This window comes from Cupriavidus sp. GA3-3 (assembly GCF_000389805.1).
In the GTDB taxonomy this organism is placed as follows: Bacteria; Pseudomonadota; Gammaproteobacteria; order Burkholderiales; family Burkholderiaceae; genus Cupriavidus; species Cupriavidus necator_D.
Genome location: NZ_KB944477.1, coordinates 24,761 through 39,998, shown reverse-complemented (window position 1 = coordinate 39,998; position 15,238 = coordinate 24,761). Strand labels below are relative to the sequence as shown.

Annotated in this window: 15 protein-coding genes; 1 reads left to right on the top strand and 14 read right to left on the bottom strand. The window is 68.2% G+C overall.

The annotated features are described in order from the left end of the window. The first annotated feature begins 134 nt into the window (after positions 1 to 134). On the top strand, positions 135 to 491 hold the full coding sequence (locus tag C265_RS13590) for a YgiW/YdeI family stress tolerance OB fold protein (RefSeq protein ID WP_010809826.1): 357 nt from the start codon (positions 135 to 137) through the stop codon (positions 489 to 491). A gap of 35 nt (positions 492 to 526) precedes the next feature. Here C265_RS13590 and C265_RS13585 read toward each other — a convergent pair whose 3' ends face one another. From C265_RS13585 to C265_RS13520, 14 genes are all read right to left on the bottom strand, one after another. Continuing rightward, positions 527 to 1,891: a sigma 54-interacting transcriptional regulator gene (locus C265_RS13585; RefSeq protein WP_010809825.1), complete on the bottom strand. Its 1,365-nt coding sequence runs from the start codon at positions 1,889 to 1,891 to the stop codon at positions 527 to 529. Between the two features lie 38 nt (positions 1,892 to 1,929). After that, complete coding sequence (locus C265_RS13580) at positions 1,930 to 3,618, bottom strand: TadG family pilus assembly protein (protein ID WP_011616404.1); 1,689 nt, start codon at positions 3,616 to 3,618, stop codon at positions 1,930 to 1,932. Next, positions 3,615 to 3,962 carry a DUF3613 domain-containing protein gene (locus C265_RS13575; protein ID WP_010809823.1) on the bottom strand — a complete coding sequence of 116 codons (348 nt, stop codon included), beginning with the start codon at positions 3,960 to 3,962 and terminating at the stop codon, positions 3,615 to 3,617. The genes C265_RS13580 and C265_RS13575 overlap by 4 nt, the downstream gene beginning before the upstream one ends. Further along, a complete protein-coding gene (locus C265_RS13570; RefSeq protein WP_010809822.1) occupies positions 3,959 to 4,822 on the bottom strand; it encodes a tetratricopeptide repeat protein in 864 nt (287 codons plus the stop codon). The genes C265_RS13575 and C265_RS13570 overlap by 4 nt, the downstream gene beginning before the upstream one ends. Beyond that, a complete protein-coding gene (locus C265_RS13565; RefSeq protein WP_010809821.1) occupies positions 4,819 to 5,856 on the bottom strand; it encodes a type II secretion system F family protein in 1,038 nt (345 codons plus the stop codon). The genes C265_RS13570 and C265_RS13565 overlap by 4 nt, the downstream gene beginning before the upstream one ends. A gap of 31 nt (positions 5,857 to 5,887) precedes the next feature. Continuing rightward, the gene (locus C265_RS13560; protein ID WP_010809820.1) at positions 5,888 to 6,814 is read right to left on the bottom strand and encodes a type II secretion system F family protein; all 927 of its coding nucleotides are present in this window, start codon (positions 6,812 to 6,814) and stop codon (positions 5,888 to 5,890) included. After that, complete coding sequence (locus C265_RS13555) at positions 6,807 to 8,123, bottom strand: CpaF family protein (RefSeq protein WP_010809819.1); 1,317 nt, start codon at positions 8,121 to 8,123, stop codon at positions 6,807 to 6,809. Before C265_RS13555 ends, C265_RS13560 begins: the two co-directional genes overlap by 8 nt. Position 8,124: 1 nt before the next feature. Next, positions 8,125 to 9,366 carry a pilus assembly protein gene (locus C265_RS13550; protein ID WP_010809818.1) on the bottom strand — a complete coding sequence of 414 codons (1,242 nt, stop codon included), beginning with the start codon at positions 9,364 to 9,366 and terminating at the stop codon, positions 8,125 to 8,127. Between the two features lie 46 nt (positions 9,367 to 9,412). Next, positions 9,413 to 10,825: a type II and III secretion system protein family protein gene (locus tag C265_RS13545; protein ID WP_037024327.1), complete on the bottom strand. Its 1,413-nt coding sequence runs from the start codon at positions 10,823 to 10,825 to the stop codon at positions 9,413 to 9,415. Between the two features lie 19 nt (positions 10,826 to 10,844). Then, on the bottom strand, positions 10,845 to 11,798 hold the full coding sequence (gene cpaB / locus C265_RS13540) for a Flp pilus assembly protein CpaB (protein WP_010809816.1): 954 nt from the start codon (positions 11,796 to 11,798) through the stop codon (positions 10,845 to 10,847). 29 nt (positions 11,799 to 11,827) lie between these two features. Further along, entirely contained in the window at positions 11,828 to 12,304 is a 477-nt protein-coding gene (locus tag C265_RS13535; RefSeq protein WP_010809815.1) for a TadE/TadG family type IV pilus assembly protein, read from the bottom strand. 72 nt (positions 12,305 to 12,376) lie between these two features. Beyond that, positions 12,377 to 12,853 (bottom strand): prepilin peptidase, encoded by a 477-nt coding sequence (locus C265_RS13530; protein WP_010809814.1) that lies wholly within the window; start codon positions 12,851 to 12,853, stop codon positions 12,377 to 12,379. A gap of 21 nt (positions 12,854 to 12,874) precedes the next feature. Then, a complete protein-coding gene (locus C265_RS13525; protein ID WP_010809813.1) occupies positions 12,875 to 13,051 on the bottom strand; it encodes a Flp family type IVb pilin in 177 nt (58 codons plus the stop codon). A gap of 370 nt (positions 13,052 to 13,421) precedes the next feature. Next, entirely contained in the window at positions 13,422 to 14,612 is a 1,191-nt protein-coding gene (locus C265_RS13520; protein WP_010809812.1) for a collagen-like triple helix repeat-containing protein, read from the bottom strand. Between the last annotated feature and the right edge of the window lie 626 nt (positions 14,613 to 15,238).

Genomic DNA, 15,238 nt, shown 5'->3' with positions numbered 1-15,238 from the left:
GGGATCCGATAGATGCAAAGGCGAAACCCGCATCATAATGCGTTGCGACCTGACTGCCCGTTCAGCAACGGTTCAGGCGGGCGCGCGCATCATGCATGCAGTCGCCCCAAATTTGAAATTTTCGGAGAACGCACATGAAACGCATCCTGACCGCCACTGCCCTGACCCTTGTGCTGGGACTGGCCGCCGCCGGCGCCAGCGCCCAGTACACCGGCCCGTCGGCCGTCCCGGTGATGACCGTTAAGGCGCTGCAGGCAGATGGCAAGGACGACCAGCAGGCCGTGCTGCGCGGCAAGATCATCAGCAGCGTCGGCGACGAGCGCTACCTGTTCTCGGACGGCACCGGCCAGATGAAGGTGAAGATCAAGGCCAAGCTCTGGCCGGCACAGAAGCCGGTGGATGCGCAGACCACGGTGGAACTGGTCGGCGAATACGACAAGGAGCTGATCGGCGAATCGCACTTCGACGTGAAGGAGATCCGCCTGCCCTGAGGCGTGTCCTGATGCGCGTGTTCTGAGCCGTGCAGTCAGACCGGCTCGGCCTCGCTGTCGGCGATCTGGTACTTGCGCATCTTTTCCCACAGCACCTTGCGGCTGATGCCCAGGCTTGCCGCCGTGTCCTGCCGCCGCCAGCCATTGGCATCGAGCGCGGCCAGGATGCGGCGGCGCTCTTCCGTATCGGCACGCAGGTCGTTGCGCTCGCCGCCATCGAACGCACCCGGATGCAGCGAGCGGAACAGCGGCCGGATGCGCTCTTCGTCCCAGTGCCCGGTCTGCTGCACTGTGATGCCCACACGCTCGGCCAGGTTGCGCAGCTCGCGCACATTGCCGGTGAAATAGGCGGTGCCAACCGCGCCCTTGAGCCAGTCAGGCATCGGCGGCAGCGCGTCGAAGCCGGAATCCCCAAGCATATGGCGCAGGAAGGACTGCAGCAGTGCCACCTTGTCGGCCTGGCCACGCTCTTCCAGGCTGGGGATGCGCATCTCGATCACCGCCAGGCGGAAGAACAGGTCGGCGCGGAAACGCCCCTGTCGCACCGCGTCGCGCAGGTCCTTGTTGGTCGCCGCCACCAGCCGGAAATCCAGTTTGACCGCCAGGGTCGATCCCAGCCGGGTGATCACGTTCTCTTCCAGCACGCGCAGCAGCTTGACCTGCTGGAACAGCGGCAGGTCGCCGATTTCATCGAGAAACAGCGTGCCGCCGTTGGCCTGCTCGAAATAGCCACGGTGCGCGAACGAGGCGCCGGTGAACGCGCCCTTGGCATGGCCGAAGAACTGCGACTCGAACAAGCCGTCAGGGATCGCACCGCAGTTGACCGCGACGAACGGCCCCTTTCCGTAGGTGCCATTGCGCTCATGGAACAGGCGCGCGATGCGTTCCTTGCCCGCGCCGGTTTCGCCATACAGCATCACGTTGCTGCCGAAGTCGGCGAAGGTTTCCACATGCTGCAGCAACTGGCGCATCGCCGGCGAGCCGGCCACCAGATCGGCCTCGCGCTCGCCGGGCGCGTCCGTGGCCAGCAGTTGCGGCAGCAGCTTGCCGATCTGGCTGCGCAGGTCGGCGCCGGTGAAGTCATCGGCAAGAATATGCGCGTACTCCGGCGGAAAGCGCCCGGGATCGGCCTCGCGGCCGGGGCCTGCCACCCAGATCACCGGCATGCCGTGCGCGGCCTCCCAGTCCAGCGAAAAGCGCGCCGCGCCGATCACCGACACGCTGATCACCGCGATGCAGGGCTTCAGGCGCGGCTCGGCAGGCAAGGCTTCGAGTGCGCCGGCGCGGATAACGTCCACGCCCAGCGGCGCCAGGAAACGCGTGACGCGGTCGGCGATCTCGTACTTGCCTTCCCACACGTAGACTTCAAGGTTTTCGTAGGCCCAGCGGTCTGTCTTCATTCGATTTCTGCCATCAGGCGGTTTGGCGCAATCATGGCTCAGTACACCAGTTCGGCATTGTTGCAGTCGATGCTGTGGACCCAGAGGTCGGCGGTGCCTAGCTGGATGCCGAGGCTGGCGAGCAGCGGCGGGATCAATGCGTCGAGCGCTGCCCCGACCGGCGCGAGTAGCGGGCCGAGATCAATGGGCACACTAAGGATGCCCAGCAGCCTGGTCCGCACCTTCAGGGCCAGCACTTGCGAGAACAACCCGCCAAACGGATCGGCGGTACCAACTTGCGCATGCCCGCCCGGTGCCAGCGTGACCTCCTGGCCAGCCGTGCTGCCATAGCGTGGGACGTCCGTGGCAATCACGTCCGCAATGTCGAACAGCCCCAGCTTAGCCTGGCCGAGCACCACATCGCTACCCGTGCAGCCATCGGTGAGGCACGCCGTGACGAGACCACTTCTGACGTGCATCGTGGCACGGCGGTCCCCAGGATTTGCCGCGCATTGCAGCTTGGTCAGGTCGGCGGTGGCGTTGGCGACATCGAGATAGAGCGGCACGTTCAAGTTGGCGTCCAGTACCGGTTTCAGGATATTTGAGGTGATCTGGAGCATCAGGGTCAGTTTTACCTGGGATGAGCTTGCGGTCGTTTGCCAGGCGTCCGGGTTGCTGGAGAGCTGTCGCGCCGGACCTGCCGCCGTCACCGGCGGCTCGATCACGCGCAGGTTGGCGCTGATGCCCCCCAGGCCAAGCGGGAGATTGGGTATGTTCAGTGGCAGGGCAACTGCCGTATCCCCTCGCGCCACCTGCGCGGAGGCGAGCAGCAACTGCGCCACGTTCAGGCCCACCTCCACCGCCGACGATGCCGCAGGCGCCATCAAACCAAGATCAAGCAGCCTGGCCAGTGACACCGTAGCCGCCGCCCCGCTGGCCCCGAGCGCGGTTGGCGGGCTGCCCAGCATCGTCGTCAGCAGCGCGTCGCGGCCAGCGGCGCCAAGCACCAGCGCATAGAAATCACGCAGATTCAATGAAGTGTTCAACAGCTGGTCCACCGTGCCGACACCCGCTTTGAGCCGCAACTGGTCCAGCGTCACGGTGGTATTGACCAGTCCCTGCCAGTCCACCAACGACAAGCTCACCGTATTGCCCAGCAACACACTCAGCATGCTGTTGGCGGTGGAGACGTCCAGCAACCCAGTACCCAGCGAAAACGCCGCCACCGGCGGACTGCCGCTGGCAATCGCTTCAGCAAACAGCTGCCGGCCGCTGCCGCCGTCGATCACGAACAGGATTGGCACGGTCTGCGTTGCCTGCACGCGCACGGCATTGGGCGAGACCTTGGTTGCTTCATACGTAGCGCTGAAATGCTTCGGCCCGCCGCTCGCCGGATCCCACACGCCAAGACAGGCAGTCATGGCATCCGCGCCGCCACCGGTGGCATCGCCGCAACCCATTGCAATGCCCGACGGATACCCGTTCTTCGCACCGATATTCCTGACCGTACCCAGCACAGCGGCGTTCAGATTCGCCGCGCTATCAGCTCGCTTGAGTTGCTGTGCCGCCGACATCGCGGCCAGGTCCACCACGTTCTGCAACTGCCGCTGGCGCATGAACACATGCCCCACGTCGATCGACACCAGCGCGGCGATCGCCACGGTGGCGATCAGCAGCGCCGCCATCACACTGATGGCGCCGCGTGCGGATCGAGGTGCCCGGCGCGGCCGCGGCTGGCGCAAGCTCATTTGCCGCCCAGCATCTGGCCGGCGGAGCCGGCGCGCGCGGTGCTGGCGTTGGCCTGCCCCGTGTAGAACTCCGGCAGCGCGAAGCGGAAGCTGTTCAGGTAGCGCTCATAGCCCAGCGCGGCCTGCTCGCCGTGCATCGGCCGCATGGGGCCAGCCTGCGTGCCTTCGCGCTGGATGGCAAGGATGGAGCGCGTGTCGGCACCGATCTCGCGTTGCGCCGGGCTGCCTGCCGGCATGCCGGTGGCGGCGGCCTCGGTCGTGGCACGGTCGGTCTGCGCCTGCGCGGCGGGCGCCAGCATCAGCAGGCAGAGCGCGGGGATGGCAATGCGGAACATGGCGGTCATGGGGTAGCCCCTGCGGTTGCGGCCACGGCCGCCACCGAGGTGGCCGGTGCGGTGGTGGCGGGTTTCGATGGCGCCCGCGCTGCCGGCGCAGGACGGGCCGCTGCGCGGTCGCGCGCCGCGGTGGCGCGGGCGATGCGGTCGGCTTCCTTGCGGATGGCGCTGCGCGTGGCTTCGGGCAGCGCGGCCTTTTGCATCATGGCGTTGGCCTGCGCGCGCTTGCCGTCGGCGATCAGCCACACCACGGCGTTGCTGATCACACGCGGATTGCGCGCGTCCAGTTCCAGCGCCTGCATCACCGGCACGCGCGCGTCCTGCAGCGCGCCGGCGCGCATCAGCGCGTAGCCCAGGTCGCCGGAGATGCGCGGATTGACGGGGTCGAGCGCGGCGGCCTGGCGCAGCTCTGTAACGGCGCGCGCAAAGTCATCCTGGCGCCCCGCCAGCAGGCCGAGCCCGTGGTGCGCATGCGCGGCCTGCTCGCCTTGCGACGTCGCTGCAAGTTGCTGGTAAGCATCGGTGGCGGCCTTGTCCTGCCCGGTCTCGCGCAGCGCATCGGCGCGCATCGCCTGGATCTCCGGGCCGGCGCCGAAGCGCTTCACGTAGACCTCGATATGCGCCAGCGAGGCGAAGTAAAGCCCGTCCTGCTGCATCTTGCGGATCAGGCCCAGGTAGACCGCCTGCTCGCTGTATTCGGCGCGCGCGGTCTTGTCGCGCAGCTTGGCCAGTTCCACCTGCGCCTCGGCCTGGTCATGCATGGCCGCGGCCCCGTTCTGATTGGCGGCGCAGCCAGACAGCGCCGCCAGCAGCAGGCACGCCGCCGTTTTCGAGATCCGGCCCAGCGCCGGACCGACTGAGCGCGTCATCGCGTCCCTCCCATATGTGCCAGCATGCGAATCACCCCGAGGAAGCCGGGGCCCGCGGTCAGGATCAGCAGCACCGGCAGCAGGCTCACCACCATCACCGCGGTCATCTTGACCGTGAGCCGGCCGATCTCATCCTTCAAGCGCGATTTGCGCGCCTCCTGCATGCGCAGGCCGAACTGGCGCAGCGGCTCCTGCACCGCGCCGCCGTGCTTGTCCACCTGCGTCAGCAGCGTGATCAGGCTCTTCAGGTCTTCACTGTCGAACAGCCGGCCGATGCGCAAGAGCGTCTGTTCGCGCGAGCGTCCCGAGGCAAACTGCTGGTTCGCGCGTGCCAGCTCCGGCCCCAGCACGCGCAGCATGCTGCCGAACTCGGCCACGATCACCTGCAGGCTCTGGTCGATCGACAGGCCCACGCCCTGCAGCAGGCGCAGCATGTCGATCAGCACCGGCAGCTCGTCATCGACCATGCGCAGGCGCGCCGCGGCACGGCGGCGCAGGTGCCACTTGGGGGCCAGGTAGGCCAGCGCAAACGTGCCGAAGCCCCACGCGACGATGGCAAAGGCGCCCGCGCCCACGTGCCAGAGCATGGCGGCGAGCGCCAGGGCCGACGGCAACCCCAGCCGCAGCACGCCAAACAGCATGCGCGACTGCGGCCCGTACCATCCACATTGCTCCAGCAACTGCTGGTCTTCCGGCGTCACCACCGCGCGCCCGAGGCGCGAATCCAGCCAGTGGGCATTGATGCGCTCGCCCACGCGCGCGCCCAGTTGTGCCCCGATTGCGGTAGCCGCCCCGCCCCTGCCCTGCGGCGCGGCGGCACCGGCCTTTGCCGCAGCCTGGGTGCCCGACGCGGCGGGGACTGCGGCGTGGGCGGCCTGGGCGGCTTCTGCCGCGCGCTGCCGCGCCAGCGCGCCGTCGATGGTGCGCGCCGACAGCCGGCGCTGGCGCCAGTCGCGCAACAGCGGCAGCGTCAGTACGCCCACGCCGCAGGCGGCGACCAGCAGGCTGAGCGAAATCAGTGTCAGGCGGTCCATGTTGGCTCTTGTCTGCGTGCTGGCATGCCGCTCAGATCGACTTGGCCAGCCGGTACAGCATGAAGGCCCCGGCAATTTCCAGCGCCAGGGCCGACAGCAGCATCGTCTTGCCGGTGGGATCCTTCCACATCATCAAGATGTAGCCCGCGTTCAGCATGAACAGGCCGCCGGCCACCACCAGCGGCAGCAGCCCCAGGATCCACGCCGACAGCCGGGTCTCGGCCGACAGCGCCATCAGCTCGCGCTGGGCCTGTTCGCGGTCGCGCATAAAGGCGGCGGTGCGCTCCATCACCACATCGGCGCGGCCGCCGTAGCGCACCGACAGGCGCAGCACGGAAGCCACCAGCACCAGTTCCTCGACCATGTACACGCGCCCGACCTGCAGCACCGCCTGGTCCAGCTCCTTGCCGGCGCGCTGCAGGTGCACGGCCTGCACCAGGCATTGGCGCAGCGGCGCCTCGGTATTGGCGATCGAATTCTGGAACGCCGCCGGCACGCTGCTGCCGATGGTCATCAGCCGCACCACGCCGTCCAGGAACCCGGGCAGTTGCGACAACAGCTTCTTGTGCAGGCGGCGCACGCGGTTCCAGGCCGCGAACGCCGCCACGGCCAGCGCCACGACCAGGGCCGACACCGCGCCCAGCCATTGCCCCGCCACCGCGCCGGCCAGCGTGCACAGCACCACCGGCGTGATCCAGACGATGGCGGTACGGCGCGTCGGCGCCAGGTCGGCACGCCGCAGGAAGTCGTCCCAGCGGCGGCGCAGGTCGCGTGCGGGCAGTTGCAGCGCCGGATCCGGCGCCTGCGCATAGCGCAGGCGCACCTGCTCGGTCTGCGCCTGCAGGAAGGCCTGCTGCTGCTCGCGGCGCGCACGCGCCTGCGCGCTGGCCAGCAGCAGCAGGCCCAGGCCGGTGATGACCAGGGCCGTGGCGGCGAGCAGCAGCGTGGCGCTAGACATCGAAGCGGTCGTCCAGCATGAAGCCCGGTCCGCGCATGCGTGCCAGCTTGGGCGAGTGCGGCAGCAGGCCGAGCGAGAGCCAGCGGTCGGTCTCGGTACCGTCCGGGTTCACGTAGGGCTCGTGACGGTACAGCTCCTGGGTGGAAATGATGTTGTCGCCCAGCCCGGTGATCTCGGTGATCGAGACGATGCGGCGCTTGCCGTTGGAAAGCCGCGCGATCTGCACGATAAAGTCGATGGCGTTGGCGATCTGCCGGCGTAGGCTCGCCTCGCTGCCCTGGAAGCCGGCAAAGCCGGCCAGCATCTCCAGCCGGTACAGGCATTCGCGCGGGCTGCTGGCGTGGATGGTGCCCATCGAACCATCGTGGCCGGTGCTCATCGCCTGGAGCATCTCCAGCACCTCGCCGCCGCGCACTTCACCCACGATGATGCGGTCCGGGCGCATGCGCAGGCTGTTGCGCAGCAGGTCGCGGATCGACACCACGCCGGTACCCTCGAAACCGCCGGGACGGCTTTCCAGCCGCACCACGTGCGGGTGGTTCAGCGCCAGCTCGGCGGTGTCCTCGATGGTGATGACGCGCTCGGTGGTCGGCACGAAGGTGGCCAGCGCATTGAGCAGCGAAGTCTTGCCCGAGCTGGTGCCGCCGCTCACCAGGATATTGCAGCGCGCCTGCACCGCGGCCTGCAGCAGGTCGCAGATCTCGGGGCTCATGGTGCCCAGCCCCTGCAGGTCAGCAGGCGTCATCGGGTCCTTGCGGAACTTGCGGATCGACACCACTGGACCCTCCAGCGCCAGCGGCGGGATCACCACGTTGATGCGGCCGCCGTCGGGCAGGCGCGCATCGACCATCGGGTTGGACTCGTCCAGCCGCCTGCCGATCGGCGCCAGGATGCGGCGCACGATGCGCAGCAGGTGGCCGCTGTCGGTAAAGCGCACCGGGATGCGCTCCAGCACGCCGTGGCGCGACACGTAGACGTCAAGGTGGCCGTTGACCAGGATGTCTTCCACCGCGGGGTCGTTGAGCAGGTCTTCGATCGGGCCGAAGCCGGCCAGCTCCTTGGTCAGCGCCTCGGCAATCTGGCGCAGCTCGGCCTCGTTGATGGGGATGCGGCGCAACCGGGTAAAGCTCTCCAGTTCCAGGTCGACAAAGCGCTGGATCGCGGTACGCGACCAGCGGCCGAACTCTGCGCCGAGCTCTTCGATGCGGGTCAGCAGGTGCTCGTGCGCCGCTTCCTTGATGTTCTGGAATTCCTGCGAGACCGGAAACGGTGCGGGGGCGTTGTCGGAGAATTCAATCGCTTGCGTCATGTCAGGTTCCAGTGCGTGCCACGCGCACCGCGCGCAGCGCCTCAGGCAGTTTGTCCTTCATCCGCGCCAGCAGGCTGGTTTCCCTGGCCTGCGCCGCGCGGTAGCCCAGTCGTGCCAGCAGGTCGGCCAGGGCGCGCACATAGGGGTCGTGCGGATCGTCGTCGGCCAGCACCGCGCCGCGGTTCATGGCCAGCACCAGCGGTGCGCGGCTGTCGGGCAGCGTGCCCACCGACTGCACACCCACGCGGTGCGCGATCTGCGCGGCATCCACGCCCAGGCGCGCATCGAAGCGCGACACCAGCAGGTGCAGGTCGTCGCGCTCCACCTCGCGCGCGCGCAGCTCATGCACCAGCTCCGCGGCCGAAACGATCGCGCCCACGCTCTGGTCGGCCACCAGCACCACGCTGTCGGCGGCCTTGACGATCTGCGCGGTGAACTCGGCATTGCCGAAGCCGCCCAGGTCGATGATCTGCATGTCGAAGAACGCGCGCAGCCGCTCCAGCAGGCTGATGGCTTCGGAGTAGGAGATGTCGCGCAGCTCGCCCAGCGCCGCGGGCAGCGGCAGCACGCATACGCCGTTGCCGTGGCGTGTCAGCGCGGTCTGCACGAAGACCTGGTCGAAGCGGCGCAGGTTGCGCACCGCCTCGACAAAGTGGAAGCCCGGACTCAGGTTCAGGTACAGCGCGCCGTCGCGCGCCGGCAGGCCCAGGTCCAGCAGCAGCACTTCGGCGCGCGCGTCGGTCTTTTCATTCAGTGGCAGGTGGCGGCGTGCCGCCGCGGCCAGGTTCACGGCCAGGCTGGTCACGCCCACGCCGGGGCGCGCGCCCAGCAGCGCCACGATCTTGCCCTGGCGCGCCGACTCGGCCTGGCGCACCTGCTCGCCCGGCACGGCCAGGCGCTTGACCACGGCCTCGGCATCGGCCGGCGCGTCGCGCAGGTCGATAAAGTCCTTCACGCCCACGCGCAGCGCCGCCAGCATGATGCCGGGCTCGTCGGCATGGCCCACCGCGACCAGCGGCAGGCCCGGGAAGAGCCGCAGCAGCTGCTCGCCCAGCCGCGCCGACGCGCCGGCCAGTTCCGTCGAGAAGTGCAGGAACACCAGCCCCGGGCGCAGCTGGGCCACGCGCTCGAGAAAGGCTTCCTGCGCGCCGCCTTCGGCCACCAGCGTGCCCAGCCCGCCCAGGACCTTGCCCAGCCAGTCCTTCACTTCGTCCTGCGTTGCGTGCAACAGAAAATAATCCATCTCTCCGCCTCAAGCTGTTGGCCATGCCTGCCGGCACGGCCGGCGGCTATTTTGAGAAACCCGGCAAAGTCGGGTCCGCGTATTCGCCCAGCACATACCAGCCCCATACATTGGGGTTGCCGTTGGTGCGGCCATCGGCACCAACGGCTTGCGCCGCCGGCGCGCCCTTGGCCAGCGGCTTCACCAGGCGCGGCGTGACCACGATCATCAGCTCACGGTCTTCCTGGTGGAAATTCAGGTTCTTGAAGAAGGCACCGATCACCGGCAGGTCGCCCAGCACCGGGACCTTGTTGACGTTGCTGACGGTGTTGCGACTGACCAGCCCGCCGATCACGAAGCTCTCGCCGTCACCGAGTTCCACCGTGGTATCGGCGCGCCGCGTGACGATGGCGGGCACCACCGCGCCATTGATCGAGATGCCGCGCGAGGGGTCGAGGTCGCTCGCCTCCGGCGCCACCTTCAGCGCGATGCGGTCGGCCGACAGCACCGTGGGCGACACCGTCAGCCCGATGCCGAATGGCTTGAACTGGATCGTGGTCGTGCCCAGCGCCTGCGGCACCGGGATCGGGATCTCGCCGCCGGCCAGGAAGCTGGCACTCTGGCCGGACAGCGCCACCAGGCTGGGCTCGGCCAGCACGCGCGCCAGGCCATTGGCCTCCAGCAGGCTGATATTGGCGAAGATACCGTGTGTCAGCGACGCGGCCACCAGGTTGAAGGCATTGCTCATCGGCGACGCGATGTCGGCACTGAAACTGCCCGGTGCGCCGCCGCTGCCGGGCGTAAAGGTGAACTTGTTCAGCGTCGATGGCGAGAACGTGCCGAAGGCAAAGCCGGAGTTGTTGCGGAAGAAGTTGATACCGACTTCCTTGAGCACGGTCTTGCTGATCTCCACCACCTTGACGTCGACCTGCACGGTACCGGAGAGCGGCACGGTAGAGCGATCCACCACCAGGCCGGGCTTGCCATCGGTCTTGCCGGTGGTGGCCGCGCGCGCCGCTGCCTGCGCGCGCGCCGCGGCATAGGCATCGGGCGACTGCCCGGTGATGGTGGCACCGGCGGCGGAATAGCCAAGCTTGGCGCCATCGGCATCGGGCGCGATGGCATCGACCTGCACGTTGTAGGTCAGCGGCTCGGCGCCGCCGCGCGTCCACACCATCACGTCGGTCACGCCAGGTTGCTTGGCCACCAGCAGCACGCTGGGGGCACCGCGCGTGCGCAGCACCAGCGCGTCGGCCACCGCCGGGTTGCCCACCGCGACGCGTTCCACCGATTGCGCGCTGCGGATCTCTTTCTGCGCGCCGGCCAGCAGGCGCAACTGGCGCGCGTTCACGGCTTCCTGCGCCTGTGCGCGCGGCGCCAGTGCGCACCACGCGGTAGTGGCCAGCATCGCGGCCAGCGCGAGTTGCATCAGCCTGCGGCGCAGGGCCGTCGAATGGGCTGGTTTCTTCTGGATATGCATAAAGTCGGCGCCCACGTTCTTATTCGATCTCGCGCTTGCCCGCGCGAATGACTTCCACGCCTGCGCTTTGTCTCGCCTGGGCTGGCGCGGGCGGCGCGGCAACCTGCAGCGGCCGCGGCGCCGGCGCTGCCACCGGCGCGCGCGGGGCAGAGGCGCCGGCGGGGGCGGCCAGGCCGGACAGCATCACGCCGGCCATGGCCTTGTCGGGGGCCGCGCGCGGCGCTTCGGCGGGAACGCCGGCGCGCGCGGCCAGCGCGGGCGGGGGTTCGGCAAACATGCCGTCGCTGGGCATGGCTTCGTCCTGCGGATTGCGCAGCGCCAGCAGCAGGCGCCCGGACTGCTGCGCCATCGCCAGCCGGCTGACCTGCTCCAGCGGCACCGACAGCACCGCGGTCTTGGCGCCCTCCTGTCGCGCCATCATCTGTTCCGGCTTGGCGTTCTGCGGCCGGTTGACCGAGGCGACGCCGTAGGCCAGCACGCGCAGGCGCGACAGCAGCATGCGCGCCTGGCTTTCCGGGATCTCCTGCTGGTCGCGGCGCAGCACCAGGAAGACATCGACATAGTCGCCCGGCTGCACCTGGTTGCCGACGCCGATGACTTCATCGACTGACACGGCCACCGCGCGTTCGCCCTCCCGCACCTGCGTGGCCAGGCCAGCCAGCAACTGGCTTTCGAGCACCGGCACGTTAGCGCCAAGCGCCACCAACGGCACCTGCCCGGTCACGCGTGCCACCTCGCCGTAGGCGCCGGTGGGATCGATCGGGAGCATCTCGACCTTGAGCGCCTCGGCGGCAAGCGGCTTGCCCGCTTCCACCGCTTGCGTGGTCACCACCACTGCGTGCAGCGGTTTGGCGGACGTCGATGCCGCGGGCGCCTGTGCCGGCTGGCGGCCCACCTGCCACGCCAGCAGCGCAAGCAGCAGCGCCAGGCCAAGCAATACCACCGCCAGGAGTCGGATCTGCTTGCTGGTCATGCGGATTTCCTTTGGATGGGCATGGCGGCTCAGATATCAGGAGAAAGCTGGACCATTGCCGAGCCTGACAGCGTTGCAGGGACCGGGACCATCGGCACGGCGGGGAGGATGTTGGTGGTGGGAAGGTTCAGCGTAACCTGCACGCAGACATCGGTGGAGCCGGATGCACAGGGCACTGCCTGCGCAACGTTGCCGGTGGACAGCAAATTCCTGATGGATGTGGGAAGCGTGCCGCGCGCCATCGCAGCCGCTGCATCGACGCGCGCGCCTTGCGTGGCCGCGAGGCCTGAGCCGGAAACGCCCGCTGGATAGCGCAGCGCAGCGCGCGCGCCTTCTTCGGCGGCCAGCGTCAGCACCTGTTGCAGCGCCAGCATCACACCGTAGTAGACGATGCCGATCACGATGGCGAGCAGCACCGGCGCCACGATTGCAAACTCGATCGCAGCGCTGCCGGCGCCGTGGCGGCGCCGGTTGATCCCCCTGTTGACCCTTGCGTGCAACAACATCTGAAACCCCGGTCCCTTGGTGTTCTTTCGCGCCGACCGGCGGCGCAGCCTGCTTGCCACTAGCCTGTCCGGCTAATGGCCCGCAGCCATCCAGGCCAGCACGCCCACGGCCAGGTACGCGGCATATGGAATGCCGCGCGCCCGCGAAAACTGCGCCGTAGGAATAGGTCCGCTGTCCTGGTGATCGATGGCTTGACTTGTAGCCGGCGCGCGACCGCCCAGTGCAATCGCCAGCAGCGCGTGCACCAGCCCGAGCAGGTTGCCGACGACCCATGCCGCTACCAGTCCTTGCGGCCCGGTGAACAACCCCGCCACGACCAGGAACTTGACGTCACCCGCCGCCATCTGCCCGAGGGCATATACCGGCAGTGTGACCGCAAGGCCCAGCCCGGCGCCGATCAGGCGCGTGGTTAGCGGCAGTTCCATGCCCTGTCCGGCGAGCAGTGACAGCCCGAGGGCCAGCACGGCAGCCGCCAGCAAGGCGTTGGGAACGCGCCGGTGGAGGAAGTCTGTGTAGAGGGTCGCCGCGCAGAGGAGCGCGGCAATCACGCCGGTCTTATGGTTTCGACTTTACTTGAACCATCCCGAAACCGTGACCGAAAGCCGATCGAAGCTGGCGTTAAGCTCGGTGCCGAGTTTGCCAGCGCCGACGGCAATCGCCAGAGCAACAAGCCCGACGATCAGGCCATATTCGATAGCCGTCGCTCCGCGCTCATCCTTAATAAAGCGTGCAATGAGTCGTTTCATGATTTCCACTCCCGAAGTGATCTGTTGCCGCGATCACGCTTCCCCCGTTCGATTATCACGGTGCTCTGTGGCCCGCTCTTTTATCGACTTTTCACGCTTGCTGCGCTTTCTTTTTAAGACATGGAATGTCTCAACCATACCCCTCCTACGGGTGATAGCAATGACCCAAAGGGGTTAAGACGCGCGTTTGAAACGACCCGGCACGCCCGGGTCCACAGGTTGTCAAAGAGCAGGCAGACCGGCCGGGAACCGGCCTGCAACCTGGCATTGCGGTCATACGGCCGCAATGCCAGCCAAAATAAAAAGATGCGCTGCGACGGGGTGATGAGCGACAGCGCACCGTGAAAACACCTAGCCGGGATGAGACATTTCAGCGCAGCAGGCCACCCACCAGCGGCAGCTGCAACGCCTTGTGGTCACCGCTGCCACCCTGGCTGTCGTGTGCGCCTTGCTTCAGCCCGCCGACCAGTCCGGTCACCGGCGCCAGCAGCGCGGTCACGGGACCGAGCGCGCCGCCCGCGGAACCGCCCTCACCGCCGCCACCGACCTTGGCCAGCGGCAGGTTGTTCAACACGCCGCCGAGCAGGTTGCCGCCATGGCCGCCATCGCCACCGTACCCGCCGCCCGCGCCTGCCAGCGGCAGGTTGCTCAGCAGGCCACCAAGCGGATTGCCGCCGCCCTGACCATTGCCGCTGAGGATCGCGCCAGCGGCCGCGACCGTCTTGCCGGCCTCAGTCACCACGCCGCCCAGCGGCGAGACCACCGGTGCGTGGGTGTTGCTGATCATGCTGCCGCCTGCAGCCACCGTATTGCCGACCTTGTAGAGCAGGCCGTTGGCCGGCTCGCCCAGGTGCGTGGCCGCTCCCAGTGTCTGCGTGCCGTCGGTGCCCTTGCTGGTCAGCGGCACGATGACTTTGCTGACCGAATTCGTGACCTGCGCGACCGGGCCTTCGGACAGCACGCTTTTCAGCTTGTAGCTGCCATCGTGCACCGCGATGCCCACGTGCCTGACCAGGCCACCCACCGGGGTGGTCACCGGTGCCAGCGGTGCCAGCTTCTCGGTGCCCAGGCCAGACACCAGGTCGCCGCCGCTGATCAACGCCTCGCCCACGTCGTGGACCACGTTGCCGGTGCTGGCCACCGTCACGCCAACCGGGTTGTCGACCGAGCCCATCTGCCCCAGCCCATCGCGCACGCCGGCACCGAGCGAGCCAACCGCCTTGCCGGCCTTGATCACCACGTCGCCGGCGCTTTCGCGCGCCGTGGTGGGCAGCAACGGCAGCGGCGCCTCCTGGATAGTCTTGCCGATGTCACTGATGGCATTGCCAGTGGCCACCACGGTATTGCCCGCGCCTTCGGTCACCTTGGCCGTGGGCGTGGTCTCGCTCGATGCGGACGGTGCCGGGTTGACCGGCGTGTCGGTGTTGCCGCTGTTCGGCCGCGGATTGGCGCCGCTGCCGCCACCGCTGGACGAACAGCCTGCCATCAGCAACGCAAGGGCGGCCACGCCGGCCGCGGCCAGTGAGGTCATGCCATGCTGCGACGGATGCTTGATTTTCATTGCCCTTCTCCTGTCTTGTTGGCCACGGTGCTGCCGGCCGTCTTGTCTTATGTGCGCCGCATGGGATTGCCGACGAGCCTCCCCGGTGTCCCGCTTTGTTCCTCTGGCGGACCGCTCCGAAGCGGAACGGCAAGACCGTGGAACGCGAGATCGTCGGCGCGTCTGGACAACCAATGGCAAGGCGCGTGCCAGCGGCGCCAGCGGTGCCGGCACGGAACCGGCCGCGGCGCTGCAAGCCTTGCCTGGCGCGGATTGCCGGGTGATGCGGGGTAGCTGCGGGCCGGACACAAATGCCGTTGCGGCGCGGACCTGAGGTGTTACGTGCTACGTAACGTGTTCCGGGAACATGGGAACACGGAGGCGCGGATGACCGTGGCGGGAGGCCGTGGCAGTGCGCGGCACGGCGCGCTTGCCTGGCTGGATCGCCATCGTCGCAAGCCCGCCGTTCCGGCTGTCTTGTTCCCTGCAGACGACACACGTTACGTAACGCGTAACGCGCAGCCGCCCTGACACCCCATCCCCGGCAGCGCCGCAAGCAGGTCCCACCGCTTCCCTGGAATCCGCGCCCGGCAAGGCTTTGCGGGCACCACCCCCGACTTCCGCAGGGTCCGCTCCAGGACGCGTCG

Coding starts and splice junctions, on each gene's coding strand:
- C265_RS13590 (WP_010809826.1), top strand. CDS start 135: ATGAAACGCATCCTGACCGCCACTGCCCTGACCCTTGTGCTGGGACTG.
- C265_RS13580 (WP_011616404.1), bottom strand. CDS start 3,618: ATGAGCTTGCGCCAGCCGCGGCCGCGCCGGGCACCTCGATCCGCACGC.
- C265_RS13555 (WP_010809819.1), bottom strand. CDS start 8,123: ATGACGCAAGCGATTGAATTCTCCGACAACGCCCCCGCACCGTTTCCG.
- C265_RS13550 (WP_010809818.1), bottom strand. CDS start 9,366: ATGGATTATTTTCTGTTGCACGCAACGCAGGACGAAGTGAAGGACTGG.
- cpaB (WP_010809816.1), bottom strand. CDS start 11,798: ATGACCAGCAAGCAGATCCGACTCCTGGCGGTGGTATTGCTTGGCCTG.
- C265_RS13585 (WP_010809825.1), bottom strand. CDS start 1,891: ATGAAGACAGACCGCTGGGCCTACGAAAACCTTGAAGTCTACGTGTGG.
- C265_RS13565 (WP_010809821.1), bottom strand. CDS start 5,856: ATGGACCGCCTGACACTGATTTCGCTCAGCCTGCTGGTCGCCGCCTGC.
- C265_RS13570 (WP_010809822.1), bottom strand. CDS start 4,822: ATGACGCGCTCAGTCGGTCCGGCGCTGGGCCGGATCTCGAAAACGGCG.
- C265_RS13525 (WP_010809813.1), bottom strand. CDS start 13,051: ATGAAACGACTCATTGCACGCTTTATTAAGGATGAGCGCGGAGCGACG.
- C265_RS13560 (WP_010809820.1), bottom strand. CDS start 6,814: ATGTCTAGCGCCACGCTGCTGCTCGCCGCCACGGCCCTGGTCATCACC.
- C265_RS13520 (WP_010809812.1), bottom strand. CDS start 14,612: ATGAAAATCAAGCATCCGTCGCAGCATGGCATGACCTCACTGGCCGCG.
- C265_RS13545 (WP_037024327.1), bottom strand. CDS start 10,825: ATGCATATCCAGAAGAAACCAGCCCATTCGACGGCCCTGCGCCGCAGG.
- C265_RS13575 (WP_010809823.1), bottom strand. CDS start 3,962: ATGACCGCCATGTTCCGCATTGCCATCCCCGCGCTCTGCCTGCTGATG.
- C265_RS13535 (WP_010809815.1), bottom strand. CDS start 12,304: ATGTTGTTGCACGCAAGGGTCAACAGGGGGATCAACCGGCGCCGCCAC.